The organism is Citrobacter sp. CK188 (assembly GCF_030333525.1).
Lineage (GTDB): Bacteria > Pseudomonadota > Gammaproteobacteria > Enterobacterales > Enterobacteriaceae > Citrobacter_B > Citrobacter_B koseri.
In genome coordinates this window covers 266,277-291,040 of record NZ_JAOWFU010000029.1, presented here as the reverse complement: position 1 = coordinate 291,040, position 24,764 = coordinate 266,277, and the positions used below count along the sequence as shown (strand labels likewise).

The 24,764-nt window shown below is 53.0% G+C and carries 21 protein-coding genes; 5 read left to right on the top strand and 16 right to left on the bottom strand.

The window, feature by feature from the left end; translation table 11 throughout:
• Window positions 1-10: 10 nt before the first annotated feature.
• The 5 genes from OGV67_RS06670 to apbC all read right to left on the bottom strand — a co-directional run bounded on the left by OGV67_RS06670 (window position 11) and on the right by apbC (window position 5,734).
• Window positions 11-2,497 carry a fimbrial biogenesis outer membrane usher protein gene (locus OGV67_RS06670; protein WP_112001921.1) on the bottom strand — a complete coding sequence of 829 codons (2,487 nt, stop codon included), beginning with the start codon at window positions 2,495-2,497 and terminating at the stop codon, window positions 11-13.
• Window positions 2,498-2,511: 14 nt separating this feature from the next.
• Entirely contained in the window at window positions 2,512-3,192 is a 681-nt protein-coding gene (locus OGV67_RS06665; protein WP_110494039.1) for a fimbrial assembly chaperone, read from the bottom strand.
• A 64-nt stretch (window positions 3,193-3,256) separates the two neighbouring features.
• On the bottom strand, window positions 3,257-3,790 hold the full coding sequence (gene yehD / locus OGV67_RS06660; RefSeq protein WP_112001920.1) for a fimbrial protein YehD: 534 nt from the start codon (window positions 3,788-3,790) through the stop codon (window positions 3,257-3,259).
• Between the two features lie 278 nt (window positions 3,791-4,068).
• Complete coding sequence (locus OGV67_RS06655) at window positions 4,069-4,350, bottom strand: YehE family protein (protein WP_112001919.1); 282 nt, start codon at window positions 4,348-4,350, stop codon at window positions 4,069-4,071.
• A gap of 274 nt (window positions 4,351-4,624) precedes the next feature.
• The gene (apbC, locus tag OGV67_RS06650) at window positions 4,625-5,734 is read right to left on the bottom strand and encodes an iron-sulfur cluster carrier protein ApbC (RefSeq protein ID WP_012131650.1); all 1,110 of its coding nucleotides are present in this window, start codon (window positions 5,732-5,734) and stop codon (window positions 4,625-4,627) included.
• Window positions 5,735-5,899: 165 nt separating this feature from the next.
• Between apbC and metG the strand changes: the two genes are divergently transcribed.
• Window positions 5,900-7,933 carry a methionine--tRNA ligase gene (gene metG / locus OGV67_RS06645; protein WP_012131649.1) on the top strand — a complete coding sequence of 678 codons (2,034 nt, stop codon included), beginning with the start codon at window positions 5,900-5,902 and terminating at the stop codon, window positions 7,931-7,933.
• 141 nt (window positions 7,934-8,074) lie between these two features.
• Here the strand turns inward: metG and OGV67_RS06640 are convergent, their stop codons facing one another.
• The 3 genes from OGV67_RS06640 to OGV67_RS06630 are packed head-to-tail and all read right to left on the bottom strand — an operon-like array spanning window position 8,075 to window position 10,993.
• A complete protein-coding gene (locus OGV67_RS06640; RefSeq protein WP_049011721.1) occupies window positions 8,075-8,545 on the bottom strand; it encodes a YehS family protein in 471 nt (156 codons plus the stop codon).
• 46 nt (window positions 8,546-8,591) lie between these two features.
• Window positions 8,592-9,311 carry a two-component system response regulator BtsR gene (btsR, locus tag OGV67_RS06635; RefSeq protein ID WP_012131647.1) on the bottom strand — a complete coding sequence of 240 codons (720 nt, stop codon included), beginning with the start codon at window positions 9,309-9,311 and terminating at the stop codon, window positions 8,592-8,594.
• Window positions 9,308-10,993 carry a sensor histidine kinase gene (locus OGV67_RS06630; protein ID WP_012131646.1) on the bottom strand — a complete coding sequence of 562 codons (1,686 nt, stop codon included), beginning with the start codon at window positions 10,991-10,993 and terminating at the stop codon, window positions 9,308-9,310. The genes btsR and OGV67_RS06630 overlap by 4 nt, the downstream gene beginning before the upstream one ends.
• 222 nt (window positions 10,994-11,215) lie before the next feature.
• Here OGV67_RS06630 and mlrA point away from each other — a divergent pair, with 222 nt between their 5' ends.
• Entirely contained in the window at window positions 11,216-11,947 is a 732-nt protein-coding gene (gene mlrA, locus OGV67_RS06625; RefSeq protein WP_012131645.1) for an HTH-type transcriptional regulator MlrA, read from the top strand.
• Between the two features lie 109 nt (window positions 11,948-12,056).
• A complete protein-coding gene (locus tag OGV67_RS06620; protein ID WP_047462533.1) occupies window positions 12,057-12,164 on the top strand; it encodes a protein YohO in 108 nt (35 codons plus the stop codon).
• Here OGV67_RS06620 and OGV67_RS06615 read toward each other — a convergent pair.
• The 5 genes from OGV67_RS06615 to bglX form a co-directional block, all read right to left on the bottom strand.
• On the bottom strand, window positions 12,145-12,876 hold the full coding sequence (locus OGV67_RS06615; RefSeq protein ID WP_049011719.1) for an ABC transporter permease: 732 nt from the start codon (window positions 12,874-12,876) through the stop codon (window positions 12,145-12,147). The genes OGV67_RS06620 and OGV67_RS06615 overlap by 20 nt on opposite strands.
• Entirely contained in the window at window positions 12,860-13,807 is a 948-nt protein-coding gene (locus tag OGV67_RS06610; RefSeq protein ID WP_024130184.1) for an ABC transporter ATP-binding protein, read from the bottom strand. Before OGV67_RS06610 ends, OGV67_RS06615 begins: the two co-directional genes overlap by 17 nt.
• Window positions 13,800-14,957 carry an ABC transporter permease gene (locus tag OGV67_RS06605; protein ID WP_115614691.1) on the bottom strand — a complete coding sequence of 386 codons (1,158 nt, stop codon included), beginning with the start codon at window positions 14,955-14,957 and terminating at the stop codon, window positions 13,800-13,802. Before OGV67_RS06605 ends, OGV67_RS06610 begins: the two co-directional genes overlap by 8 nt.
• Window positions 14,958-14,981: 24 nt before the next feature.
• On the bottom strand, window positions 14,982-15,899 hold the full coding sequence (osmF, locus tag OGV67_RS06600) for a glycine betaine ABC transporter substrate-binding protein OsmF (protein WP_115614690.1): 918 nt from the start codon (window positions 15,897-15,899) through the stop codon (window positions 14,982-14,984).
• A 201-nt stretch (window positions 15,900-16,100) separates the two neighbouring features.
• Entirely contained in the window at window positions 16,101-18,398 is a 2,298-nt protein-coding gene (gene bglX, locus OGV67_RS06595; protein WP_286465120.1) for a beta-glucosidase BglX, read from the bottom strand.
• A gap of 251 nt (window positions 18,399-18,649) precedes the next feature.
• On the opposite strand from bglX, the gene dld reads away from it, so the two are divergent.
• Window positions 18,650-20,380 (top strand): D-lactate dehydrogenase, encoded by a 1,731-nt coding sequence (gene dld / locus OGV67_RS06590; protein WP_115614688.1) that lies wholly within the window; start codon window positions 18,650-18,652, stop codon window positions 20,378-20,380.
• A 111-nt stretch (window positions 20,381-20,491) separates the two neighbouring features.
• On the opposite strand, the gene pbpG is transcribed toward dld, so the two are convergent.
• A complete protein-coding gene (gene pbpG / locus OGV67_RS06585; RefSeq protein ID WP_012131638.1) occupies window positions 20,492-21,427 on the bottom strand; it encodes a D-alanyl-D-alanine endopeptidase in 936 nt (311 codons plus the stop codon).
• 230 nt (window positions 21,428-21,657) lie between these two features.
• On the bottom strand, window positions 21,658-22,245 hold the full coding sequence (locus OGV67_RS06580) for a Yip1 family protein (RefSeq protein ID WP_012131637.1): 588 nt from the start codon (window positions 22,243-22,245) through the stop codon (window positions 21,658-21,660).
• 163 nt (window positions 22,246-22,408) lie between these two features.
• Here OGV67_RS06580 and OGV67_RS06575 point away from each other — a divergent pair, with 163 nt between their 5' ends.
• Window positions 22,409-22,978 carry a DedA family protein gene (locus tag OGV67_RS06575; protein ID WP_049011492.1) on the top strand — a complete coding sequence of 190 codons (570 nt, stop codon included), beginning with the start codon at window positions 22,409-22,411 and terminating at the stop codon, window positions 22,976-22,978.
• Between the two features lie 68 nt (window positions 22,979-23,046).
• Here the strand turns inward: OGV67_RS06575 and mdtQ are convergent, their stop codons facing one another.
• On the bottom strand, window positions 23,047-24,483 hold the full coding sequence (gene mdtQ / locus OGV67_RS06570) for a multidrug resistance outer membrane protein MdtQ (RefSeq protein WP_115609105.1): 1,437 nt from the start codon (window positions 24,481-24,483) through the stop codon (window positions 23,047-23,049).
• Between the last annotated feature and the right edge of the window lie 281 nt (window positions 24,484-24,764).

The following is a 24,764-nucleotide window of genomic DNA, read 5'->3' as shown; positions in this document are numbered from 1 at the left end:
CAAGTCCTTTTCATCGGCAAATATAGGTCTTATTCTCATCAATTACGCCATCAAAAGTAATAATGCAAAACAATCCTTGCTGTTTGTTTGTCGCGACTTTCAAAGAGGCAGGAACATTATCTGTACGGATAAAGAGGCGACTTCCTTGCCCAACTAAGCCAACATTTTTCCCGGAATGATCTTCTACTTCATAACCGAAGGTTAATGGAGAACCATCTGGACGTCGCGCCAGAAAATACCAGGGCTTGCGCCTGTCGGTTTCAAACTCAGCTAACACAACCGCACCACGATAAGGCACAATCCCCTTACGATTACCGCGTAGTTCGACATCACTGTAGGTATGGGAAAGATCCAACGTTAAAAAGTTTTCACGATATGGCGTCAGACTGTCATATATGGCATACCCATTCTTGTCCGTGGTCAGATAACGGTGACCTTGCACTGCTGCCCCTTCTAACCCAGGCGCTTTAATAATGGCAAGTGTATCTGAGAGGCGGTTGGTTAAATGTATGCCATCAGACCAGGCGACAATTCCCCCCTGGATATTCCCACCAGCCTGCCGGTATTTATTAGACTGGCTATAGCTGGCGCCTACCGTCGCAACCGGCGCTCGCCACGTCAGGTTTCCACCTGCGCTTGTTTCATTATTTTGCCGCTGATGCGCAAGATTCGCGCCATAGCTAAATTGATCTCGACCACCCGCAATGCCGCTTAGGCTGGTATTATTCGACTGATAGCCTTCGTTATCAAACGTCGTTGAGTTTGAAACAAAGATATCGCGTTTCGTTGCCGTGACGCCATCGCCCCAGGAGAATGGGATGGAAATATAAATATTAAGACGCTTATCCTCCCGATTATCCTCATCATAACTCTGACTCGCAGACAAGGTATAACTAATACGCCGCCAGTCATTAGAATAACTCAACTGATAATCCTTTCCGCTGCCATTGCGTCCCCAATAATCACGCCATAATCCGCTCAGTGCCAGGTTCCCCCATCCCTCTGGTAACCCCTGGTTTATATTGACAGAAAAACTATTCTTACGACCAAAATCATTTTGGTAATAATCAGTGATGTCATACACATCATTGTTATCCCGATGATAGCTGTTTTTATTATTCGCCCAGACATGATCATTAAATGAACGGTAATCACGTGAAGAATAACGATAGGCTGCTAACGCGAACTGCGTACCTGTTTGTGAAACATATTTATTCCACGCTATCTGATAACTTTGACCATTAAAAACATCACCATTATCCTGTTTACTATGAGACTGAGTGGCATCCACAGAAACAGCACCAATATGTGTATTCCACCCTGTGCCTAATGTAAAGGCCTGGTAATGGTCAGACAGCATAGTGCCACCATATAATGTCAGTAGATTATTTAATCCATACTGATAATTGGCTTGCAAAAAATCCGTCTGCTTTGTCGCGCCTTCTATATGGCTACGCCCTGCCGCAATATCGTATTTTGATACGCCAGACTGTAGCATATTAGGTACAGATGAATAAGGCACAAGATAATGGGAAACTGAACCATCAGCTTCTTTTACACTGACATCCAAATCGGCACCACCTCCAGCAAGCTGTAGATCGGCAATCGCAAATGGGCCAGGCGGAACCTCTTTTTGATAGACAATAAAGCCATTCTGTTCAATGGTTACTAAAGCATGACTTTGTGCAATACCACGAACAATGGGTGTAAAGTTTTGTTTCGAATTGGGCAGCATTTGCATATCACGCCAGATACGTATCCCGGTGAAACGTACAGAGTCAAACAGATCGGTTCCGGTATACATATCTCCGGCACGTAGCGTTCCTAATATTTCAGGGATGCCACGTTCCATATACAATGTATTATTTTTCCATTCTCCGCTGTCATCATTACTTTTCGTGAAGTTTGCATTCGAATGTAACTGCCAGCCAAACAGATTTAGCCCACTGTTCAGACTTACGTAGCTGCTTTCATCATTACCACCACTTTTATAATTACTGTAATACTGACTGGCATAATAAGACATGTATAGAGCATTAATGCCCCGATCCCAGGTTTCAGGTAACATATAACCCGGCTCGTATTCATTCACGTAGGCATGAGGCACCGTCAAATTTAGAGCAAACTGACTGATATCATAGCTAATATCCCCCCCCTGAACTGCGGCTCGTAGCGATACACAATCAACTTTCTTATCCACTTGAAGACCATCGGACTTAATACCAATCTGATGCAACTGAGCTATAGACAAGCAAGTATCATCAGGATCATCCTGGATATTTAATTCGTAACGGCCACGCCACTGATTGTTAAGATAAACATCCATATCATAAAGACCCGGCATCGGTTTATCTCCGTCGATCTGATAACGGGAAACCTTTTCACCTTTTAATCCGCCAAACATAAAGTGTGTGTCAAATGTTTCGGTTTCTCCCCATACCGGGGATATCACCAGCACAGAAAGGATCGCTAACGTAATGGAGTTTATCTTTAACATAACCAATCCTTGGGCTATCTATCCGTTTTTACTTTCTCACTCAAATAATTACCATGATCATCAATAAGTGTGACAGTATAATGATTAACGCCAACAGAAGTGCTTACTAATTTATCTGACCAGGGTGCAAGCACATAAGTTTCTTTATTAATTTTGGTTTTTCCAACAATTTCAGGGATGGTAATCCAGTTTGCTGAATTATTTTTGATGTTTATGCCGTTGTATGATTTACTAATCCGCAGACGAGAAAAGCTATTTTTATCTACAGAAGAAATTCCTTGTGGACGGTAGATAAACTTCACACGGTTTTGCATCGCAAATTTGATTACATTTTTCCCTTCCGTTTCTGCTGAATTTGGCGGGATATCCAACACATTGAGAAAGAACAGACTTTCACGATCACCCGGCAATCTATTCTCAAGTAATTTAATCTTCAGTTGTTGGCCAGAACCCGCAATCACTCGGGCGACTGGCGGTGACAGAACAAATGGCACCTGAATTTTTTCAGGTGGCAAACTGGTATCGCCGTCATCAATCCATGACTGCACCAACGCGCTACGCGTACCTTCATTCATTAACTGTACAGTAATTTCTTTTTTCTGGGCTGGATAAATAATCCGTGTGCCGTAAATATAAATACCTGCCCACGCAGGCATTACAGCACCAGCCAATAATAATACCATTATCTTTCTCATGGTTAACTCACCTTATTATCAGAGAAATCGGCGGCGACAAAACGCCGCCGACTAAAAGGGTGTGTTAATCAGTTACTACCGTCAGCGTCAAAGAGGAGCTCACCTCACCCGCAGTTACATTATTTTGTCCAGCCAGATTAGCATAACGCGCTGAGAAGCTAAGCTCATATTTCCCATCATCACTTTTATCCAGGGAAATACCATTATCTGCATTAACCTTATTCCCGTCATAATAGACAGAGAAACCAGCGCCATTGTTTGATGCAGTATTCCGTGTAACAGAGGTATGTGAACTATCAAACTGTGAACGGGAGAAGGTAATACGAGGTGCATTATCACCCGTACACTCAACTTTCAACGGCGTGATAGTGGAGTTAGAATATCCATCATAAACGCCGCCAGCATTTAGTATATTTAAACGGTCCACCCCCACCTGGTTCATATCAATCTTTGCAGTTGCATCACCAACAAATTTACATGTTGTGCCAACAACTTTACCCGTAATAATCAGTTCGCCATAATCTGCATCCGCCGCAAAAACCCCGGCACTCATAAAAATAGCAGACAATACGGAGGCAGCAATAATTGAACGTTTCATAGTATCTTCCTTAATAAATGAATTTCTATTTGTTAAGAGGGATTAACTCTTGAAACTAAATTCGCACACACAAAACGTTATCGCAATGTAAACGTGTTGTTTTGTTGATTTAAAACAATTTACAGAATGCAATATAATTACAACAAATAAGTTGTACTAATTATCATTTTTAGAATTTATTAATAATCGTGATTTATCATTAAATACATTCAAAATATAAATATAAAAGCCCACGTCATTCATGTGAATGATGTGGGCTTTCTCGTATTCACGTTATTTTAGTCGTAGCGGTTTAGGACTATCTGGCGAGCAGAGCCTCCAGGCAGGGTGATAACTTCCGTTACAACTCCTCTGACCGGCATTGAGGCCGTTTCTCCTGCGTTTGTCAGATAGGTGTTATTACCGCAACGCTGTTGCAACTGAGTATCCACAACATCAGCGTGACAGGTGGGGGTCGTGACGCTTCCGCTAATCGTGAGCGTCGCGGTATCAGAGGCAAAAACAGGAGAACTCATTCCATAAGCCAGAACTATAATTCCCATCAGCAAAGGATTCTTCATGTTTAGCGTTAATCCTGTCGTAAAAGAGAGCACAGCACAGTTTATCTTCACGGGAAATTATGCTCGCTGGTTCATTGTAAGACCAATCGAGATAATAAATTAATAAGATAGCTATGATCAATTCAAATGATGTATTTGGCGATTTTTTAAGAAAAGCGCCCAAATAATGAAGGGAAAATAAATAATAGTGTGATGATTATTTCATTAATATATTCACCGCATCAATATATTTCTGATGCGGTGAATAGCAGTCATCCTGACGGTTCAGGCGAAATTAAACCGCGCGGAAAGCTATTTCTCCGGGAATAACCTCACCCTGCCAGTACAGTTGCGCCGCAACGCGCCCTGCCAGCTCGCGGTATATCGCGGTAAACTCACTGTCGGGACGGCTGATTACCGTCGGCGTTCCGCGATCGAGATCTTCACGCAGGCTGATATGCAACGGCATCTGCCCCAGCAGTTGCGTACGGTACTGCTCGGCCAGTTTCTGTGCGCCGCCGGTGCCAAAAATTGGCTCATGGTGACCGCAGTTGCTACAGATATGCATACTCATGTTTTCAACAATCCCGAGCACCGGTACTTCGACCTTCTCGAACATCACAATGCCTTTTTTGGCGTCAATAAGCGCGATGTCCTGCGGCGTGGTAACGACAACCGCGCCTGTAACCGGAATGTTCTGCGCCAGCGTCAATTGAATGTCACCGGTTCCCGGCGGCATATCCAGTACCAGGTAATCCAGATCCGGCCACAACGTTTCCTGCAACATCTGCATCAGCGCTTTGCTGGCCATCGGGCCGCGCCATACCATCGCATTGTCATCCGTCACCAGATAGCCGATGGAGTTGGTCGCCAGACCGTGAGACATAATCGGCGCCATATGGGTGCCATCCGGCGAAGTTGGACGCTGATTCTCAGCCCCCAGCATAGTCGGGATAGACGGGCCGTAGATATCGGCATCCAGAATACCGACTTTCGCCCCTTCCGCCGCCAGCGCTAACGCCAGGTTAACAGCGGTAGACGATTTTCCCACGCCGCCTTTACCGGAACTGACGGCGATAATGTTCTTCACGCCGTTAATGCCAGGCTGATTTTTAACGCGCTTCAGCGTCGCGATGTTATGCGACAGCTTCCAGTCAATGGCTTTCGCGCCCGTAATCCGCAGTAAATCGGCGCTGCATTGCTCTTTTAACACCTCAAACGCGCTGTGCCAGACAAACGGCATGACCAGCTCAACGTGCAGCGTGTCATCCAGCCAGGCGACATGGTGCAACGCTTTCAACGTCGTCAGGTTATGCTTCAGGGTTGGGTGCTGAAAATTCGCCAGCGTCCCGGCGACCATCGCGCGCAGGGTCTCTGGTGATTTAGCCTGGGATTGTGCGTTCATCCCGACTCCTTTTTATCGTTATGAAAAGTACAATTGTAACTTTCTAGTTTACTCCTGCGGTAATAATTATTCATTTATGGATTAATGCCCTTATCACTTGGCGTAGTTATTCCCTTTCAGGTAACATCAGAACCCCCTTTTACTAGAGAAGAAGTAATACCTACTATGACTCAAGTCGCGAAGAAAATTCTGGTAACGTGCGCGCTGCCGTACGCCAACGGCTCCATCCACCTCGGCCATATGCTGGAGCACATCCAGGCTGATGTCTGGGTCCGTTACCAGCGAATGCGCGGCCACCAGGTCAACTTCATCTGCGCGGACGACGCACACGGCACCCCTATCATGCTGAAAGCACAGCAGTTGGGTATTACGCCAGAGCAGATGATTGGTGAAATGAGTCAGGAGCATCAGACTGATTTCGCAGGCTTTAACATCAGCTATGACAACTACCACTCAACGCACAGCGAAGAGAACCGCGAGCTGTCCGAGCTGATTTACACCCGCCTGAAAGAGAACGGTTTCATTAAGAACCGCACCATCTCTCAGCTCTACGATCCAGAAAAAGGCATGTTCCTGCCGGATCGTTTTGTAAAAGGCACCTGCCCGAAATGTAAGTCTCCAGACCAGTACGGCGATAACTGCGAAGTGTGCGGCGCGACCTATAGCCCGACCGAGCTTATCGAGCCGAAATCCGTGGTTTCCGGCGCTACGCCGGTGATGCGTGACTCTGAGCACTTCTTCTTTGACCTGCCCTCTTTCAGCGAAATGTTGCAGGCGTGGACCCGCAGCGGCGCGTTGCAGGAGCAGGTGGCGAACAAAATGCAGGAGTGGTTTGAATCCGGCCTGCAACAGTGGGATATCTCCCGTGACGCGCCATACTTCGGTTTTGAAATCCCGAATGCGCCGGGCAAATTTTTCTACGTCTGGCTGGATGCGCCGATCGGCTACATGGGTTCATTCAAGAATCTGTGCAACAAGCGCGGCGATCTGACCAGCTTTGACGACTACTGGAAGAAAGATTCTGACGCCGAGCTGTACCATTTCATCGGTAAGGATATCGTTTACTTCCACAGCCTGTTCTGGCCGGCCATGCTGGAAGGCAGCGGTTTCCGCAAACCGACCAACCTGTTCGTTCACGGCTATGTAACGGTGAACGGCGCGAAGATGTCTAAATCGCGCGGCACCTTTATTAAGGCCAGCACCTGGCTGAACCATTTTGACGCCGACAGCCTGCGCTATTACTACACGGCGAAGCTCTCTTCCCGCATCGATGACATCGACCTGAATCTGGAAGACTTCGTGCAGCGCGTCAACGCGGATATCGTCAACAAGGTCGTCAACCTGGCTTCCCGTAACGCGGGCTTTATCAACAAGCGTTTCGATGGCGTACTGGCTGCTGAACTGGCCGATCCCGCGCTGTACAAAACCTTCACCGACGCAGCAGCGGTCATCGGCGAAGCGTGGGAAAGCCGCGAATTCGGTAAAGCGATCCGTGAAATTATGGCGCTGGCGGACATGGCTAACCGCTATGTTGATGAACAGGCGCCGTGGGTTGTCGCGAAACAGGAAGGCCGCGATGCCGACCTGCAGGCGATCTGCTCGATGGGCATCAACCTGTTCCGCGTGCTGATGACGTACCTGAAGCCGGTTCTGCCAACGCTGAGCGAACGTGTGGAAGCGTTCCTGAACACCGAGCTGAGCTGGGATGCAATCGCGCAACCGCTGCTGGGCCACAAGGTTAACGCCTTCAAAGCGCTGTATAACCGCATCGACATGAAACAGGTCGATGCGCTGGTTGAAGCCTCGAAAGAAGAGGTGAAAGCGGCGGCGGCGCCAGTTACCGGCCCGCTGGCAGACGACCCGATTCAGGAAACCATTACCTTTGACGATTTCGCTAAGGTCGATCTGCGCGTGGCGCTGATTGAAAACGCTGAGTTCGTTGAGGGTTCTGACAAACTGCTGCGTCTGACGCTGGATCTGGGCGGCGAAAAGCGCAACGTCTTCTCCGGCATCCGTTCCGCGTACCCTGACCCGCAGGCGCTGATTGGTCGCCATACGGTGATGGTCGCCAACCTGGCTCCGCGTAAAATGCGCTTCGGCATCTCTGAAGGGATGGTGATGGCCGCCGGTCCTGGCGGAAAAGATATCTTCCTGTTAAGCCCGGATGACGGTGCGAAGCCTGGCCAACAGGTGAAATAAACAAAAAAGCCGGAGACATTCTCCGGCTTTTTTATTCCAGTACGCCAGCGAATCACGCCGTAGGTCTGGTAAGCGAAGCACCATCAGGCGCAAATGCCGGATGACGGTGCAAACACCTTATCCGGCTTACCACTTATCTTATTACGCTTTCTTCTCGTGCTGACGCGCCGCCAGCCCGCGCAGGAAATAGCGCAAGAACTGATCGCCGCACTCACGGAAGTTTTTATGCTCCGGGGCGCGCATCATCGCCGTGATTTCCGGCATCGAGACGCGGAATTTTTGCTCCGTCAGAATCGCAAGGATATCGTCGGTTTTCAGCGAGAACGCGATACGCAGCTTTTTCAGCACAATATTATTGTTAACGCGGCGCTCCGGCTCCAGCGCTGGCGCGGACTCATCTTTACCACGCTTTTCGTAAATCAGCCCATTCAGGAAAGCAGAGAGGATGATATCCGGGCAACGTTGAAAGCCCTCTTCCTCTTCTTTACGCAACCAGACAGTAATCTGTTCCGCAGTGGCTTCGGCATTACCCAGCGCCAGAATGCGCACCAGATCGTTATTGTTTGCTTTCAGGATGTAGCGCACGCTACGCAGAATATCGTTACTCAGCATGGGGCCTTCGGGTGTTAATGAGGCAAAAAATCATTTTAGCAGTCTTTTACAGCCCAATCGCCTCTTTTAAACTTTTCAGGTAGCGACGGCTGACAGGAACCGTTAAACCGTTGCGCAAAATCAGCTCGGCCTGACCATTATCCTCCAGACGAATTTCCTGCAACTGCGCCATATTCACCAGATACTGACGATGGCAGCGCAATAACGGTGTGCGGCTCTCCAGCGTTCGCAGCGTCAATTCGGTAAACCCTTCCTTCCCCTCGCTGCTGGTTACGTACACGCCGCTCATCCGGCTGCTAACAAACGCCACGTCATCCATTTGCAACAGATAAATACGGCTGTGTCCGGTGCAGGGAATGAATTTCAACGCTTGTTGATTTTCCGGCAGCACCGAAACGTCCTGCATGTTTCGTTCCTGTCGCAGACGCGCCAACGTTTTCTCCAGCCGCTTCTCTTCAATGGGCTTAAGCAGATAGTCAAAAGCGTGCTCTTCAAACGCTTTAATGGCGTATTCGTCAAAAGCGGTCAGAAAAACAATGTACGGTCGATGTTCTGGATCGAGCATCCCGACCATTTCCAGCCCGCTGATGCGCGGCATCTGGATGTCGAGAAACAGCACGTCCGGGTGCAGCTTATGCACCGCGCCAATCGCCTCTACCGCATTCGAGCACTCACCCACAATCTCAATATCACTTTGTTCCTGTAACAGAATCCGCAGATTTTCCCGCGCTAACGGCTCATCATCCACAATCAGCACTTTAATCATGCGTTTTCCTCCAGGGGAAGTCGTAAGGTTATCCGGGTAAAGAGATCGGGTTCGCAGGCCACGTTGATGCCGTAATCATCGCCAAAGCGTTCGCGCAGCCGTTTATCCACCAGGTTCATCCCCAGGCCGCTGGCATTGGTCGTGGGCTGGTACAATCCGGCGTTATCCTCAATGTCCAGCATCAGGTGCTGCCCGTCCTGTCTGGCCGTAATGGAGACTTCACCGGTGCCGAGCAGTTGCGACGTGCCGTGCTTAATGGCGTTTTCCACAATCGGTTGCAGAGTGAACGCGGGCAGTTGCTGGTGCGAAAGTTCCTCCGGCACGTTTAAATTCACCTGCAACCGCGCCTGGAAGCGCGCCTTCTCAATTTGCAAATAGGCATTCACATGCTCAATTTCATCGGCAAGGGTCACAATCTCCGAGGGGCGCTTTAAGTTCTTGCGAAAGAAGGTCGAGAGATACTGCACCAGTTGGCTGGCCTGTTCGCTGTCGCGGCGTACCACCGCTTTAATGGTGTTAAGCGCGTTAAACAGAAAATGAGGATTCACCTGCGCATGCAAAAGTTTAATTTCCGACTGTGTGAGCAGCGCTTTCTGGCGTTCATACTGCCCGGCCAGAATCTGCGCCGACAGCAGTTGCGCAATCCCCTCGCCCAGCGTTCTGTTGATGGAGCTAAAGAGCCGGTTTTTGGCTTCATACAGTTTGATGGTGCCCATCACGCGTTGGTTTTCGCCGCGCAGCGGAATCACCAGCGTTGAGCCTAATTTGCACTGCGGATGCAACGAGCAGCGGTAAGGCACTTCGTTACCATCGGCATACACCACTTCGCCGGTCTCAATCGCTTTCAGCGTGTAGCTTGATGAAATAGGTTTCCCCGGCAGGTGGTGATCGTCGCCAATGCCGGTAAACGCCAGCAGTTTATCGCGATCGGTGATCGCCACTGCGCCGATGTCCAGTTCCTGATACAACACCTGGGCCACCTTCATGCTGTTCACTTCGTTAAAGCCCTGACGAAGGATACCCTCCGTGGAGGCCGCCACTTTCAGCGCGGTGGCGGAAAACGCCGAGGTGTATTTTTCAAACATCGCACGTTTGTCGAGCAAAATGCGCATAAACAGCGCCGCCCCGACGGTGTTAGTCACCATCATGGGCGCGGCAATACTGCTTACCAGATGCAACGCATCTTCAAAAGGTCGGGCGATCAACAAAATGATCAGCATTTGCACCAGTTCAGCGACGAAGGTAATCGCCCCGGCCGTTAACGGGCTGAAGACTTTATCGGTGCGCCCGCGACGGATCAGCACGCTATGCACCAGGCCGCCTAACAACCCTTCGACAATGGTGGAGATCATGCAGCTCAGCGCCGTCATCCCGCCCATCGAATAACGGTGTAAACCGCCGGTGAGTCCGACCAGGCCGCCGACCACAGGCCCGCCCAGCAAGCCGCCCATCACGGCGCCAATCGCACGGGTATTGGCAATGGAATCTTCGATGTGCAACCCAAACCAGGTGCCCATAATGCAGAAAATAGAGAAGACGATATAACAGAGAAATTTATGCGGCAGGCGAACGGTAACCTGCATTAACGGGATGAATAAACGTGTTTTACTCATTAACCACGCAATGACCAGAAACACGCACATCTGCTGAAGCAGCAGCAACACCAGATTAAACTCGTACATACCCGCAAACCACACATCTCTTAAAAACGCGTAACATACATTGGCTGCGCTTATCTTTCTTTGAACTGTTGCAAAAAAACATGAATTCGTGAGAACGATCACTCAAAAGCGCACGTCAGGCCACAATCTCACCCGCACACTGATTAAAAAACAGACAAAACTACCTGGTTCGTAAAAGAGCGTCTAAAGTAAAACTGGGACCTCGCGAGCAAGGGTGAAACGATGGCGCTTTACACAATAGGTGAAGTGGCTTTGCTTTGTGATATCAACCCTGTCACGTTACGCGCGTGGCAGAGGCGTTACGGATTATTAAAGCCCCAGCGAACAGACGGGGGGCACCGCCTGTTTAATGACGCCGATATCGACAGGATTCGGGAGATTAAACGCTGGATTGATAACGGCGTGCAGGTCAGTAAGGTCAAGGTGCTGCTCAGCAACGATAACATCGATGTGCAAAACGGCTGGCGCGAACAGCAGGAGACGCTGCTGCACTATTTGCAAAGCAACAATCTGCATAGCCTCAGGCTATGGATTAAAGAACGTGGGCAGGATTACCCCGCCCAGACGCTCACCACGCACCTGTTTACTCCTCTGCGACGACGCTTACAGTGCCAGCAACCCACTCTCCAGGCGTTGCTCGGCATCCTTGACGGCATCTTGATCAATTACATTGCGATTTGTCTTGCCTCCGCGCGCAAAAAACAGGGGAAAGACGCGCTGGTGGTCGGCTGGAATATTCACGATACCACCCGGCTGTGGCTGGAAGGCTGGGTCGCCAGCCAGCAAGGATGGCGCGTCGATGTGCTGGCTCACTCACTGAACCAGCTTCGCCCGGAGCTGTTTGACGGCAGGACGCTGCTTATCTGGTGCGGCGAGACGCAGACGCCCGCGCAGCAGCAGCAACTCAACGCCTGGCGCGCACAGGGGCACGATATTTACCCGCTGGGCCTGTAGCCTTACCGGATGGCAGCACCAATGCGTGATCAGACATTCTGCGCATTTAATGATTCATTAACAAACGTGCTTTACGGTACAATCCTTTTGTTAACATAAGGAGTGCACAATGCGCGCAGCTAAAATCGGTGTGATTACCCTCTTCCTGCTGATGGCTATCGGCGGTATCGGCGGCGTGATGCTCGCTGGCTATACGTTTATTTTACGTGCCGGTTAAGGCGCAGTACCAGACGCTCGAACAGGCGATCGACAATGATCGCCGCCAGCGCGACCAGTAAAGCCCCCTGAATCACATAGGCGGTGTTAAAGCCGCTCAGCCCGATGATAATCGGCGTGCCGAGCGTGCTGGCGCCCACCGTCGAGGCGATCGTCGCAGTCCCAATATTGATGATTACCGAGGTGCGAATCCCCGCCAGAATCACCGGCGCGGCCAGCGGCAGTTCGACTTTCCACAGCTGCTGTCCCCGGCTCATCCCCATCCCGCGCGCCACGCTCATGACGCTGGCGGGAATCGCCCCCAGCCCTGCGAGCGTGGCCTGCAATATTGGCAAAACCCCGTAGAGGATCAGCGCGATAATGGCTGGCTCCTGACCAAACCCCATCACCGGAACGGCTATCGCCAGCACCGCGACCGGCGGAAAGGTCTGCCCGACGGCGGCGATGGTTTCCACCAGCGGGCGAAACTCTGCCCCCCATGAGCGAGTGACCGCAATCCCCGCCCCGACGCCAACCGCCACAGCAATCAGGCTTGATACGCCCACCAGCCAGAAATGGGCCAGCGCCAGCGCCATAAAGCTTTCTTGCTGGTAAACCGGTCGTGGCAGCTGCGGAAACAGCGCGCCAAACACCGCCTGGCTGTACGGCAGCCCCGCAAGCAGCGCCAGAAAAGCGACAATAAGCCAGAGCAGCGGATCAGACAGTCGTTTCACCGGGCAGCGCCTCCGAAAGCAGATCGCGAAAATGGAGCGTCCCGCAGGGAGTGCCCTGCTGATCCACCACCGGCAATACGTCGCACCCTCGCGCCACAAAGACAGACAGCGCATCGCGCAGCGTCATCTCTTCCGCCAGCGCGTCACCGCCCACTTGCTCATGACGACGCACATAATCCCCCACGCTGCGCAGCGACAGCAGCCGCACGCCCAGTTCGCTGCGCCCAAAAAACGCCTGCACAAAATCATTCGCCGGCGCGGTCAGCATTTCCAGCGGCGTGCCCTGCTGTACCACTTCGCCGCCATCCATCAGCACCAGATGCTCCGCCAGACGCAGCGCCTCGTCGATATCGTGCGTCACCAGCACGATGGTGCGACCAAGCAGTCGGTGAATACGGGTCATCTCCTGCTGAAGCGCCCCGCGCGTCACCGGGTCCAGCGCGCCAAACGGCTCATCCATCAGCAATACCTGCGGATCGGCAGCCAGCGCGCGGGCCACCCCAACGCGCTGCTGTTGCCCGCCAGAGAGCTGGTGCGGATAACGGTGACGCAAATTCACGTCCAGCCCCAGCAGCGCCATCAGTTCTTCCGTGCGGTCATCAATACGCGAGCGCGACCACTTTTGCAGTTGCGGTACGGTGGCAATGTTTTGCGCCACCGTCCAGTGCGGGAAAAGGCCGATCGACTGGATGGCGTACCCCATGCGACGACGCAGTTCCAGCACCGGCAAGCTGCGGATCTCTTCCCCGGCAAAACGGATCACCCCGCTGTCATGCTCCACCAGGCGGTTAATCATCTTCAGCGTGGTGGATTTTCCCGACCCCGATGTGCCAATCAGCACCGAAAAGCTGCCTTCGCGAAAATGCAGATTGAGGTCGTTGACGGCCTTCTGCGCACCGAAGGTTTTGCTGACATGGCTAAATTCAATCATCATTCGTTACCTTCAGGAGTGCGATCCATAAATCAAACAGCGCGTCGATCAGCACGGCCAGCGCAATGACCGGGATCACCCCCAGCAGAACCAGATCAACGGCGCTGCTGAGCAGTCCCTGAAAGACCAGGGCGCCAAACCCTCCCGCCCCAATCAGGGCGGCGATGACCGCCATCCCCACCGTTTGCACCATGACCACGCGCAGGCTGCGTAAAAAAACCGGCAACGCCAGCGGCAGTTGTACATGGATAAAGCGTTGAGAAGCGCTCATCCCCATCGCCCGCGCGCTTTCCAGCACGTCTCGCGGCACCTGGTTAAGCCCGGCAACCACGCCGCGCACCAGCGGCAGTAACGCATAGAGCACCAGCGCAATCAGGGCGGGCGTTAACCCGGTTCCCGCCACGCCAAGCGTTCCCAGCCAGGGCCAGGCCTTCACCAGCCCGGCAAGCGGGGCAATCAGCAGGCCAAACAGCGCAACGGAAGGGATGGTCTGGATAACATTCAGAACGGCAAAGACCGGCCCCTGCCGCGCCGTTGCAAACGAGCACCAGATGCCCAGCGGTACGCCAATCAGCAACGCGGGCAACGCGGTTCCCGCCAGCAGCGTCAGGTGCTGAGCCAGCGCATTATCAAAAATATCCTGCCGGTTAGCGTACTCTTTGAGTAAAGAGAGATCGTTGAATGCGCCGGTGAGCAGCAGCGCCAGCGGTAAGAGCGCAATTTGCGCATGCAGAAGCCAGCGCCAGAGCGGTTGGGTGGTAATACGGCGAATGGCATCGCTACAGGCCAGCAGGGTAAGCCCAAGACCCAGCCACAGGCCGCTCCCCAGGCTGGTGCGCGCCAGCGGGCTGCCGGCCTGCGCCAGATGCGTTGCCGCTTTCCCCACGCTCCAGAGCATGGCGATCACCAGCGCCTGCGCCAGCACAAGCGTCAGCACGCTGCCCTTTTTCCCAGGGACAAAACATAACACCAGCAATGCGCACCCGGCGCCCGCCAGCAGAGAAACCGAACCCGGCCAGATATCCCAGATCTGACGCCCCTCCCCTGACACCAGGCGATTGGGGGCGTAATTGACGAAAGGCAGCGCTGCGGCAACCCCCGTCAGGATCGCCAACAGCAGCAACACACGGTTAAGACTGACTTTTGACACCTTACTGACCTGATACAAAATGTGTTACTTCACCCAGCCTTTTTGCTTCAGGTAATCTGCCGCGACTTTTTTCGCATCCAGCCCTTCAACGGCGATACTGGCATTCAACTGTTGCAACGTTTTTTCATCCAGGCTGGCAAAGACCGGCTGCAACCATTCCGCCATCTGCGGATATTCTTTTAGCACCGACTCACGAACCACCGGAGCAGGCGCATAGATAGGCTGGACGCCTTGCGGATCGCTCAGTGTTTGCAGCCCCAGCGCCGCAACCGGGCCGTCGGTACCATAGGCCATTGCCGCATTTACGCCGGACGTTTGCTGGGCGGCCGCTTTAATGGTCACCGCCGTATCGCCGCCAGCCAGCGACAGCAACTGGCTCTGATTCAGTTTAAAATCGTAGGCTTTTTCAAAGGCAGGCAGCGCATCGGCGCGTTCGATAAACTCGGCGGAGGCGGCCAGTTTGAACGTTCCGCCCTCTTTCAGATAGCGTCCGAGATCCGCAAGCGAAACCAGTTTATTCTTTTCCGCAACATCCTGGCGTACCGCAATCGTCCAGGTATTGTTTGCAGGCGCTGGCGTTAACCAGACCAGCTTGTTCTGCTCAGCATCCAGTTTTTTGACTTTTTCAAACCCCGCCTGTGCGTTTTTCCATGCCGGATCGTTTTCGTCTTTAAAGAAGAATGCGCCGTTTCCGGTATATTCCGGGTAAATATCCAGCTCGCCAGAGGTAATCGCGCCACGTACTACCGGGGTTGTACCCAGTTGCACTTTATTCACCGTTTTAACGCCGTGGCTTTCCAGCACCTGTAAAATCAGGTTGCCAAGCAAGGCGCCTTCCGTATCGATTTTTGATCCGACCGTTACGGGTGATGCGGCCTGCAACGGCAGACTGACCGCCGCTAACAGCAGCAGCGCCCCCGCCCCTGTTTTTGAAATTGTCATGCTGCTTTCCTCATTCTTTTACATCCCTTTTCAGAGACTTGAGGAAAAAGCATAGTTGAAAAATAGCAGAGCGACAAAAGGCAGGGGCAATTCGCAGGCCGGATAAGCGCAAGCGCCATCCGGCAATCAGGCGCACCGGTGCCGGATAGCGACGCTAACGCGTCTTATCCGGCCTACGGAGCTGACAGGCATGGCGCGTGGCTACAGCAGTTCAAACTCGCCCTGCTTCACACGGGCGGAATCGACGCCAATAAAGACGTTAAACTTGCCGGGCTCCGCGTCATACTTCATACGCTGGTTCCAGAATTTCAGCGCCTCAATATCAATCGGGAAGCTAACGGTCTGCGTTTCTCCCGGCTTCAGCGTTACCTTCTCAAAGCCTTTCAGCTGTTTTACCGGACGACTCATCGATGCCGTGACATCCTGCAAATACATCTGGATTACCGTCGCCCCCTCGCGCTTGCCGGTATTCGTCACCCGCACGCTGGCCGTTACCGCGCCATCGCGCTTCATGGTGGGCGCAGAGAGCGTCACATCGGAAACGGTAAACGTGGTGTAGCTCAGACCATAACCAAACGGATACAGCGGGCCATTCGCCTCGTCAAAGTAGCGGGAGGTGTACTTGTTCGGCTTGTCGGCGTTATACGGACGACCGGTGTTGAGATGGCTGTAGTAAACCGGGATCTGCCCGACAGAGCGCGGGAAGGACATCGGCAGTTTACCCGACGGGTTATAGTCGCCGAACAGAACGTCAGCAATGGCGTTACCGCCTTCCGTACCGGCAAACCAGGTTTCCAGAATGGCGTCAGCCTGCTGATCTTCTTTCACCAGCGCCAGCGGACGACCGTTCATCAGCACCAGCACCAACGGTTTACCCGTCGCCTTCAACGCCGCGATCAGATCGCGCTGGCTTTGCGGGATCTGAATGTCGGTGCGGCTGGAAGCCTCATGCGCCATACCCTGCGCTTCCCCGACAACGGCCACAACCACATCGGACTGTTTCGCGGCATTAACGGCCTCGTCAATCATCGCTTCTGGCGAACGAGGGTCTACTTTCACCGCCTCCTCATACTGGTTGAGGAAATCAACAATGCCTTTGTCATTAGTGACATTCGCCCCTTTGGCGTATATCACTTTGCCTTTGTCGCCCAGCGCGTTTTTAATCCCCGTCAGCACCGTAACGGATTGGCTGGCGACGCCAGCGGCAGACCAGCTTCCCATCACATCACGCTGACTGTCAGCCAGCGGCCCCACCACCGCAATGGTGCCGGATTTATTCAACGGCAGCGTTTCCAGACGGTTCTTCAGCAGCACCAGACTTTCGCGCGCAACGTCGCGTGCATCTTTACGATGCAGGCGGCTCTCGGCGTTCGTGTCCTGCGGATCGGACTCTTTTGCGCCCAGGTGGCTGTACGGATCGTTAAACAACCCTATGTCATATTTCACGTTCAGCACATGGCGCGCGGCATCGTCCAGCTCCGCCATCGTTACTTTGCCTGATTTGACCAGCCCCGGCAGGTATTTGCTGTAATACTCATCGCTCATACTCATGTTGATGCCGGACTTGAGCGCCACGCGCACCGCGTCTTCCGGGTCGGATGCCGTGCCGTGTTTAATCAGCTCTTTGATCGCGCCGTGATCGGAAACGGTGATGCCTTTAAAGCCCCACTCGTCGCGCAGCACCTCTTTCAACAGCCACGAATCTGACGTCGCAGGCGTGCCGTTCAGTGAGTTGAGCGCCACCATCACCGCGCCGCTGCCCGCGTCCAGCCCGGCTTTATACGGCGGCATATAGTCGTTGAACAGGCGCTGCGGGCTCATATCGACGGTGTTGTATTCCTTCCCGCCCTCAACCGCGCCATAGGCGGCGAAATGTTTCACACTGGTCATCACCGAATAGCGATCCGCCGGGCTTTTGCCCTGCATCGCCTCGACCATCGTTTTGCCCATGATCGCCGTCAGATACGTATCTTCACCAAAGCCTTCCGACGCGCGTCCCCAGCGCGGATCGCGGGACACATCCACCATTGGCGCCCAGGTCATGTTCAGGCCATCGTCAGCCGCTTCATACGCCGAGACGCGACCCACGGTTTTTACCGCCTCCAGATTAAACGAGGAGGCCAGGCCGAGGCTGATAGGGAAAACGGTACGCTGCCCGTGCAGCACGTCATAGGCGAAAAAGAGAGGGATTTTCAGGCGGCTCAGTTCCATCACCTGATCCTGCATTTTTCGGATATCCTGGCGGGTGACGGTGTTAAAAATCGCCCCGACCTGCCCGTTTTTGATCATCTCCCGGATGGCTTCTTTCGGGTTGTCGGGCCCAACGCTTATCAAACGCAGCTGACCGATTTTCTCATCAACGGTCATTTTCGTGAGCAATTCAGTGACAAACGCATCCCGAGCTTCAGGCGTCAGCGGATGGTTGCCAGACAACGCTTTCGCCAGCGCTGGCTGCAACGCAAGGCTTACCGCAACACCTACAGAACATAGCCATTTCATCTTGATTCTCTCTTTTTCTTTAGCCCGACGTGGCAGCAAAAATATAACAAAAACCGCAGTTTGCCATAAGCCTAATCGGGAGAGGAGAAGAAAGCTAAGGTTATTCTCTGATTTTTTTAACGTCCCCTGCGCAGGGAGGAGGATCAGGAATACGCTAAGCCTGCACCGAGACAAGTTGCATGAGAAAGCGTATTGTCATACAAAGCGCTATGCTTAGTTCCGATAGTTTGTCCCACCACAAGGAGTGGAGAATGTCTTCCATTACAACGACAGATAATAAAGCCTTTCTTAACGAGCTCACCCGTCTGGTGGGTCATTCGCACCTGCTCACCGATCCTGCAAAAACCGCCCGCTACCGCAAGGGGTTCCGTTCCGGTCAGGGCGAAGCGCTGGCCGTGGTCTTCCCCGGCTCGCTGCTGGAATTGTGGCGCGTACTGAACGCCTGCGTAAACGCCGATAAAATCATTCTGATGCAGGCCGCCAATACCGGCCTGACTGAAGGTTCCACGCCGAACGGCAATGATTACGATCGCGAAATTGTCATCATCAGCACGCTACGCCTCGACAAGCTGCACGTCCTCAGTAAAGGCGAACAGGTGCTGGCATACCCAGGCACCACGCTGTACTCACTGGAAAAAGCGCTTAAACCTTTTGGTCGCGAACCGCACTCGGTTATTGGTTCCTCCTGTATCGGCGCGTCAGTTATTGGCGGCATCTGCAATAACTCCGGCGGGTCGCTGGTACAACGCGGCCCGGCGTATACCGAAATGTCGCTGTTCGCGCGTATTGATGAACAGGGCAAATTACAGCTGGTGAACCATCTGGGCATCGAACTGGGCCAGACCCCGGAACAGATCCTCAGCACACTCGATGATGAACGCATCAAAGATGAAGATGTGCGCCACGATGGCCGCCACGCCCACGATTACGACTACGTTACTCGCGTCAGGGACATTGAGGCCGATACCCCTGCCCGCTATAACGCTGACCCGGATCGCCTGTTCGAATCCTCCGGCTGCGCGGGTAAGCTGGCGGTGTTCGCCGTGCGGCTGGACACTTTCGAGGCGGAAAAAAACCAGCAGGTCTTTTACATCGGCACCAATCAGCCCGACGTGCTGACCGAGATTCGTCGTCATATCCTGGCGAAGTTCGACAACCTGCCGGTTGCCGGTGAATATATGCACCGCGATATTTACGACATCGCGGAGAAATATGGCAAAGATACGTTCCTGATGATCGACAAGCTCGGCACCGACAAAATGCCGTTCTTCTTTACGCTCAAAGGCCGTACCGACGCGATGCTGGAAAAGGTAAAAATCTTCCGCCCGCATTTCACTGACCGCGCGATGCAGAAGTTCGGCCATTTATTCCCTAACCATCTGCCGCCGCGCATGAAAAGCTGGCGCGACAAATATGAGCATCATCTGCTGTTAAAAATGGCGGGAGACGGGGTGGCGGAAGCGCAAAACTGGCTGACCGAGTTTTTCAAAACCGCCGAGGGCGATTTCTTTGCCTGTACCCCGGAAGAAGGCAGCAAAGCGTTCCTGCACCGTTTTGCCGCAGCAGGCGCGGCGATCCGTTATCAGGCGGTGCATGCCGATGAGGTGGAGGATATTCTCGCACTGGATATCGCCTTACGGCGTAACGACACCGAATGGTATGAGCATCTGCCGCCGGAAATTGACAGCCAGCTGGTGCATAAACTCTATTACGGTCATTTCATGTGCTATGTCTTCCATCAGGATTACATCGTGAAGAAAGGCATCGATGCCCATGCGCTGAAAGAGCAAATGCTGGAACTGCTGCGCCAGCGCGGCGCGCAATATCCGGCAGAGCATAACGTTGGGCATTTGTACAAAGCGCCGGAGACGCTGGCGCGTTTTTATCGTGAAAATGACCCCACCAACAGCATGAATCCGGGTATTGGTAAAACAAGTAAGCTGAAATTCTGGAAAGAAGCGGCGTCCGACGAGACGCATTGATTTCTCGTATTTACAGCTATGGAGCTGTTTTAAATATCGTGCCGGATGGCGGCGCAAGCGCCTTATCCGGCCTACAAACTGTAGGCCGGATTCAGGCATATATCAAAAAACTCAATCGTTTTGCGCGGTCTGCTCGCCTGCTGCGGCCATCTGCGCGGCTTTCTGCTTTTTATAACTCAACGCGGCGGCCGGAACGGGCATCGCTTTGCCGGTTTCAATCCAGGTGCGTAAACGGCTGGCATCGGCAAAATGGGTATATTTGCCAAAGGCATCCATCACCACTAACGCCACCGGTTTGTTGTTGATCATCGTGCGCATCACCAGGCAATGACCCGCAGCGTTGGTAAACCCGGTCTTGGTCAACTGAATATTCCAGTTATCGCGGTACACCAGGTGATTCGTATTGCGAAACGGCAAGGTGTACGCCGGGTTTGCAAAGGTCGCCATATCCTCACGTGTGGTGCTTAACTGACCAATCAGCGGATACTGCTTGCTGGCAATCAGCAGTTTCGTCAGGTCACGGGCGGTCGATACGTTATGAATCGACAGTCCCGTCGGCTCCACAAAACGGGTGTGGGTCATGCCCAACGCTTTGGCTTTAGCATTCATCGCTTTAATAAAAGCGTTATAGCCACCCGGATAATGATGCGCCAGGCTTGCCGCCGCCCGGTTTTCCGAGGACATCAGCGCCAGCAGCAACATATTTTTACGGCTGATTTCACTGTTCAGACGCACGCGTGAGTAAACGCCTTTCATTTCCGGCGTCTGGCTGATATCGACTTTCAGTTTTTCATCCAGCGGCAGTCGCGCATCAAGCACCACCATCGCCGTCATTAATTTGGTGATCGACGCAATCGGACGCACAAGATCCGGGTGGTTCGAATAGATCACTTTGTTGGTGTTCAGATCAACAATCATCGCGCTTCCAGAAGCAATTTCCGGTTGAGACGCTACGGCGGCAGCCGCGGTTTTCGCCACAGCGTGTGGCGCAAAAGGGACAGCCAGCATCAGGGCAAGGCTAAATAATGAAACTCGGAATTTCAGCATGATGAGATTTCTGATAATGATTCACGCACGTAGAACGTACACCGCCTGAGCCAGGATTTTACTCAAGCTAGCTCCGGCATCATAGCGACCCGACAGCGTTGTCGCCATAAGAGAATCGTCACGAAATGCTGCATGCTGGCTTTTACACCCATCTCTTCCCTGTTTCGGGGCGCAGGCGCGCTGCTGTTGTCCATTTATCGCCCTCCTGCGACCCGAATTCTTTTCATATCTCAGAATAACCGGTATCCATATCCCCACAGGATCACCGTCATCGCCAGCAGCACTTCCAGTACCAGCACGCCGATAGCCAGCGTCGAACTGGAAAAGCTCAGACCTTCCTCTTTACTGATGTTCAGGAATGTCGGGATGCCGAGATACAGCAGATAGCCGGTATAAAACAGTGCGACAGTACCGACTAACGCACAGAGCCACACCAGCGGATAAAGCGCCACCAGACCACTTAAAAACAGCGGCGTTGCGACATACCCGGCAAAGACCATACAGTGTCCCAGGGAAGGCCGTTGCGGGTAGTTGCGCGCCATCCACCAGATGACCCGCCCCATCACGGCAACCCCGGCCAGCATCATGCCGTAAAACAAAACAGCGAACGCCAGCCCCGTAAACAGAGACAAGCGCAGCACATTGCCATCACCAAAATTCCAGCCAATTTGCGTGGTGCCGATAAAGGCGCAAATCACCGGGATCGCCGCCATCAGCAGCACATGGTGGGTATAGTGATGCGACACCGTTTCGTTTTCGCTTTTGATCACGCGCATTTCACGATCGGGATGGGAAAATAGCCCCCAGACATGGTTCATACCGCCCCCCTGCTTGTCAGATCTGGATCTCAACACTTCAAGTATAATTCAGCTTTCGATTATTTTATGTACAGCGCATAAAAACCGATGCGCTAACGTCGCGCCTTTTCCGGCCATAAACATTGATAGGGTGTATGCTAAAAGCGGGAGGTCGTTTTCACGTATGGATATCAACAGTCTTATCACGCATTACGGTTACGCCGCGCTGATTATTGGCAGTATGGCGGAAGGCGAGACCATCACCCTGTTAGGCGGCGTGGCAGCCCATCAGGGATTGCTTAAATTCCCTCTGGTGGTGCTCTCTGTCGCACTCGGCGGCATGATTGGCGATCAGGTGCTCTATTTGTTGGGTCGTCGCTATGGCGGCAAAATTTTGCGGCGCTTTTCCCGACATCGCGCCAAAATTCATCTGGCGCAGAAGATGATCCAGCGTCGCCCGTACCTGTTTGTGATCGGTTCCCGATTTATGTACGGCTTTCGCATTATTGGGCCGCTATTGATTGGCGCCAGCCATCTGCCGCCTAAAATCTTTCTGCCGCTGAATATTCTGGGAGCGATGATCTGGGCTTTGCTGTTTACCACCCTGGGCTATATTGGCGGCGAGGTGATCGCGCCGTGGCTGCACAGTTTCGACCAGCATATAAAGCATGTGATTTGGCTGGCGCTGGTGGTTGGGCTGGTTTTTGGCGCTCGCTGGTGGTTAAAACGGCGCAATAAGCCTGATGCGCCGTAGCGCTTCACGCCGGATGGCGGCGTGAACGCCTTATTTGGCCTGTATTAAAGCGCCATCCGGCATGACGCTCAAAGATGATAACCGCCGCCCAGCGCGCTGGTGAGCTGGATGGACGCATCCAGCCATTGCCCTTGCAAAATCAGGCCGTTGCAATGTTCCCGCAGCGCCGGGATCTTCGCCTGGCTGACGCGGGAGCCCGCAATAATTCCGGCATTAAACCGCGCCTGTGCCAGACCAACCACCCGCTGTGCGTCATGCTCAATCTGCCGTTGGTGCTGATTTTTTTCAGCCATCGTTTCAACCTGACTGGCGGCGCGCGCCACATCATTCACCGCATCCACCACCGCTTTGTTGTAATTCGCGACAGAGAGATTACTTTGCGCTTTCGCGATATCAAGACTGGCGTTCAGCCTGCCGCTGTCAAAGATCGGCAGCGTCAGCCCGGCGGTGACGCCCATCTGCTGTGCGGAATGGCGAAACAGATCGCTCAGGTGCAGGGCGTCCTGTTGCAGAAACGCCATCAGGTTGATATCGGGATAAAACGCCGCTTTTGCGGCGTCAACGCTGCCTAAAGAGGACTCAATGTACCAGTGCGCCGCCTGTAAATCGGGTCGGCGAGCCAGAAGTTCATAGCTCAACTGAGCGGGCAACTGGCTTTCAGTCACTGGCAGAGCAACCGTATGCAGGGTCAGCGAGGCCGATTGCGCATTGGTCAGCGCACTCAGACGCGCCTCAATAATCTTCATTTTACCGGCCACATCATTTAACTGCTGCTGCGTTTTACCGGCATCAATATCGGTTTCCACCCCTTCGACCGAGGAGGTAATACCGTTTTGATACAGCTGGCGATCAACCGTAATGACGTTTTGCTGTTCATGTTCGATTTGCGTCAGCACCGCTTTAAGCGCCGCCTGCGTCTGCCATTCCCAGTATAAACGCGCGACACCGCTTGCCAGCAGTTGCCGGGTTTGCGCCTGTTCCGCTTCACGCGCTTTCACTACGCCGATTCTCGCGCTGACTTCAGCCCGGTTCTTGCCCCAGAGATCCAGATCCCAACCGGCGGTTAAGCCGAACGTCCCGTTGGTGTACCACGGCCCAGTGGTTCCCGCCGCCGGATCGGTGATGGCAAACGGCCCCATCAGCCCTTCCGCAGACATTTTCTGGCGCTCAACATCCGCAGAGAAATCCAGCCGGGGGCCATCCTGCGCTTCAACCGCCTTCGCCTGCGCCTCGGCGAGTTGTATACGCTGTTCAGCCACCTGCATATCAGGAGAATGCTGTAATGCGTTGTTAATTAAGGCATCAAGCTGGGGATCGTGGTACGCCTTCCACCACTGGCTGTCCGGCCAACCGTTTTTTATTGCCGTCGGTAATGGTGAATCAACCTGTGCAGCAGGCGTTTGTCGCGTCAGCGACTGGCGGGTATCGTGCATCGGCGCGCAACCCGCCAGCAGCGTAAAAAGAGACAGGCACACCGTTGTGGCCAGGAGAGAATCGCGGTTCATGGAGACGTTCTGGTAAGAAAAGGTGCGCAGAGATTACGTGGTGTTGCGTCCTGTTTTTTAGTTACGCGTGGCAATACATCTTTGGAAAAGGAAAAATATAATTAGAAAATTATAATTGAAACAGATGATTATGGTTAAAGCATTTCATGAAATGATATTTACCCTTTGCGTAATTCCCTGTCGAACCGCTGACCGCTGCCGGATGGCGACGTACCGTCTTATCCGGCCTACACAGTCTGTAGTCTGTAGGCCGGATAAGCGAAACGCCATCAGGCACGCGG

Coding starts and splice junctions, on each gene's coding strand:
- OGV67_RS06670 (WP_112001921.1), bottom strand. CDS start 2,497: ATGTTAAAGATAAACTCCATTACGTTAGCGATCCTTTCTGTGCTGGTG.
- OGV67_RS06665 (WP_110494039.1), bottom strand. CDS start 3,192: ATGAGAAAGATAATGGTATTATTATTGGCTGGTGCTGTAATGCCTGCG.
- yehD (WP_112001920.1), bottom strand. CDS start 3,790: ATGAAACGTTCAATTATTGCTGCCTCCGTATTGTCTGCTATTTTTATG.
- OGV67_RS06655 (WP_112001919.1), bottom strand. CDS start 4,350: ATGAAGAATCCTTTGCTGATGGGAATTATAGTTCTGGCTTATGGAATG.
- apbC (WP_012131650.1), bottom strand. CDS start 5,734: ATGAACGCACAATCCCAGGCTAAATCACCAGAGACCCTGCGCGCGATG.
- metG (WP_012131649.1), top strand. CDS start 5,900: ATGACTCAAGTCGCGAAGAAAATTCTGGTAACGTGCGCGCTGCCGTAC.
- OGV67_RS06640 (WP_049011721.1), bottom strand. CDS start 8,545: ATGCTGAGTAACGATATTCTGCGTAGCGTGCGCTACATCCTGAAAGCA.
- btsR (WP_012131647.1), bottom strand. CDS start 9,311: ATGATTAAAGTGCTGATTGTGGATGATGAGCCGTTAGCGCGGGAAAAT.
- OGV67_RS06630 (WP_012131646.1), bottom strand. CDS start 10,993: ATGTACGAGTTTAATCTGGTGTTGCTGCTGCTTCAGCAGATGTGCGTG.
- mlrA (WP_012131645.1), top strand. CDS start 11,216: ATGGCGCTTTACACAATAGGTGAAGTGGCTTTGCTTTGTGATATCAAC.
- OGV67_RS06620 (WP_047462533.1), top strand. CDS start 12,057: ATGCGCGCAGCTAAAATCGGTGTGATTACCCTCTTCCTGCTGATGGCT.
- OGV67_RS06610 (WP_024130184.1), bottom strand. CDS start 13,807: ATGATTGAATTTAGCCATGTCAGCAAAACCTTCGGTGCGCAGAAGGCC.
- osmF (WP_115614690.1), bottom strand. CDS start 15,899: ATGACAATTTCAAAAACAGGGGCGGGGGCGCTGCTGCTGTTAGCGGCG.
- bglX (WP_286465120.1), bottom strand. CDS start 18,398: ATGAAATGGCTATGTTCTGTAGGTGTTGCGGTAAGCCTTGCGTTGCAG.
- dld (WP_115614688.1), top strand. CDS start 18,650: ATGTCTTCCATTACAACGACAGATAATAAAGCCTTTCTTAACGAGCTC.
- pbpG (WP_012131638.1), bottom strand. CDS start 21,427: ATGCTGAAATTCCGAGTTTCATTATTTAGCCTTGCCCTGATGCTGGCT.
- OGV67_RS06580 (WP_012131637.1), bottom strand. CDS start 22,245: ATGAACCATGTCTGGGGGCTATTTTCCCATCCCGATCGTGAAATGCGC.
- OGV67_RS06575 (WP_049011492.1), top strand. CDS start 22,409: ATGGATATCAACAGTCTTATCACGCATTACGGTTACGCCGCGCTGATT.
- mdtQ (WP_115609105.1), bottom strand. CDS start 24,483: ATGAACCGCGATTCTCTCCTGGCCACAACGGTGTGCCTGTCTCTTTTT.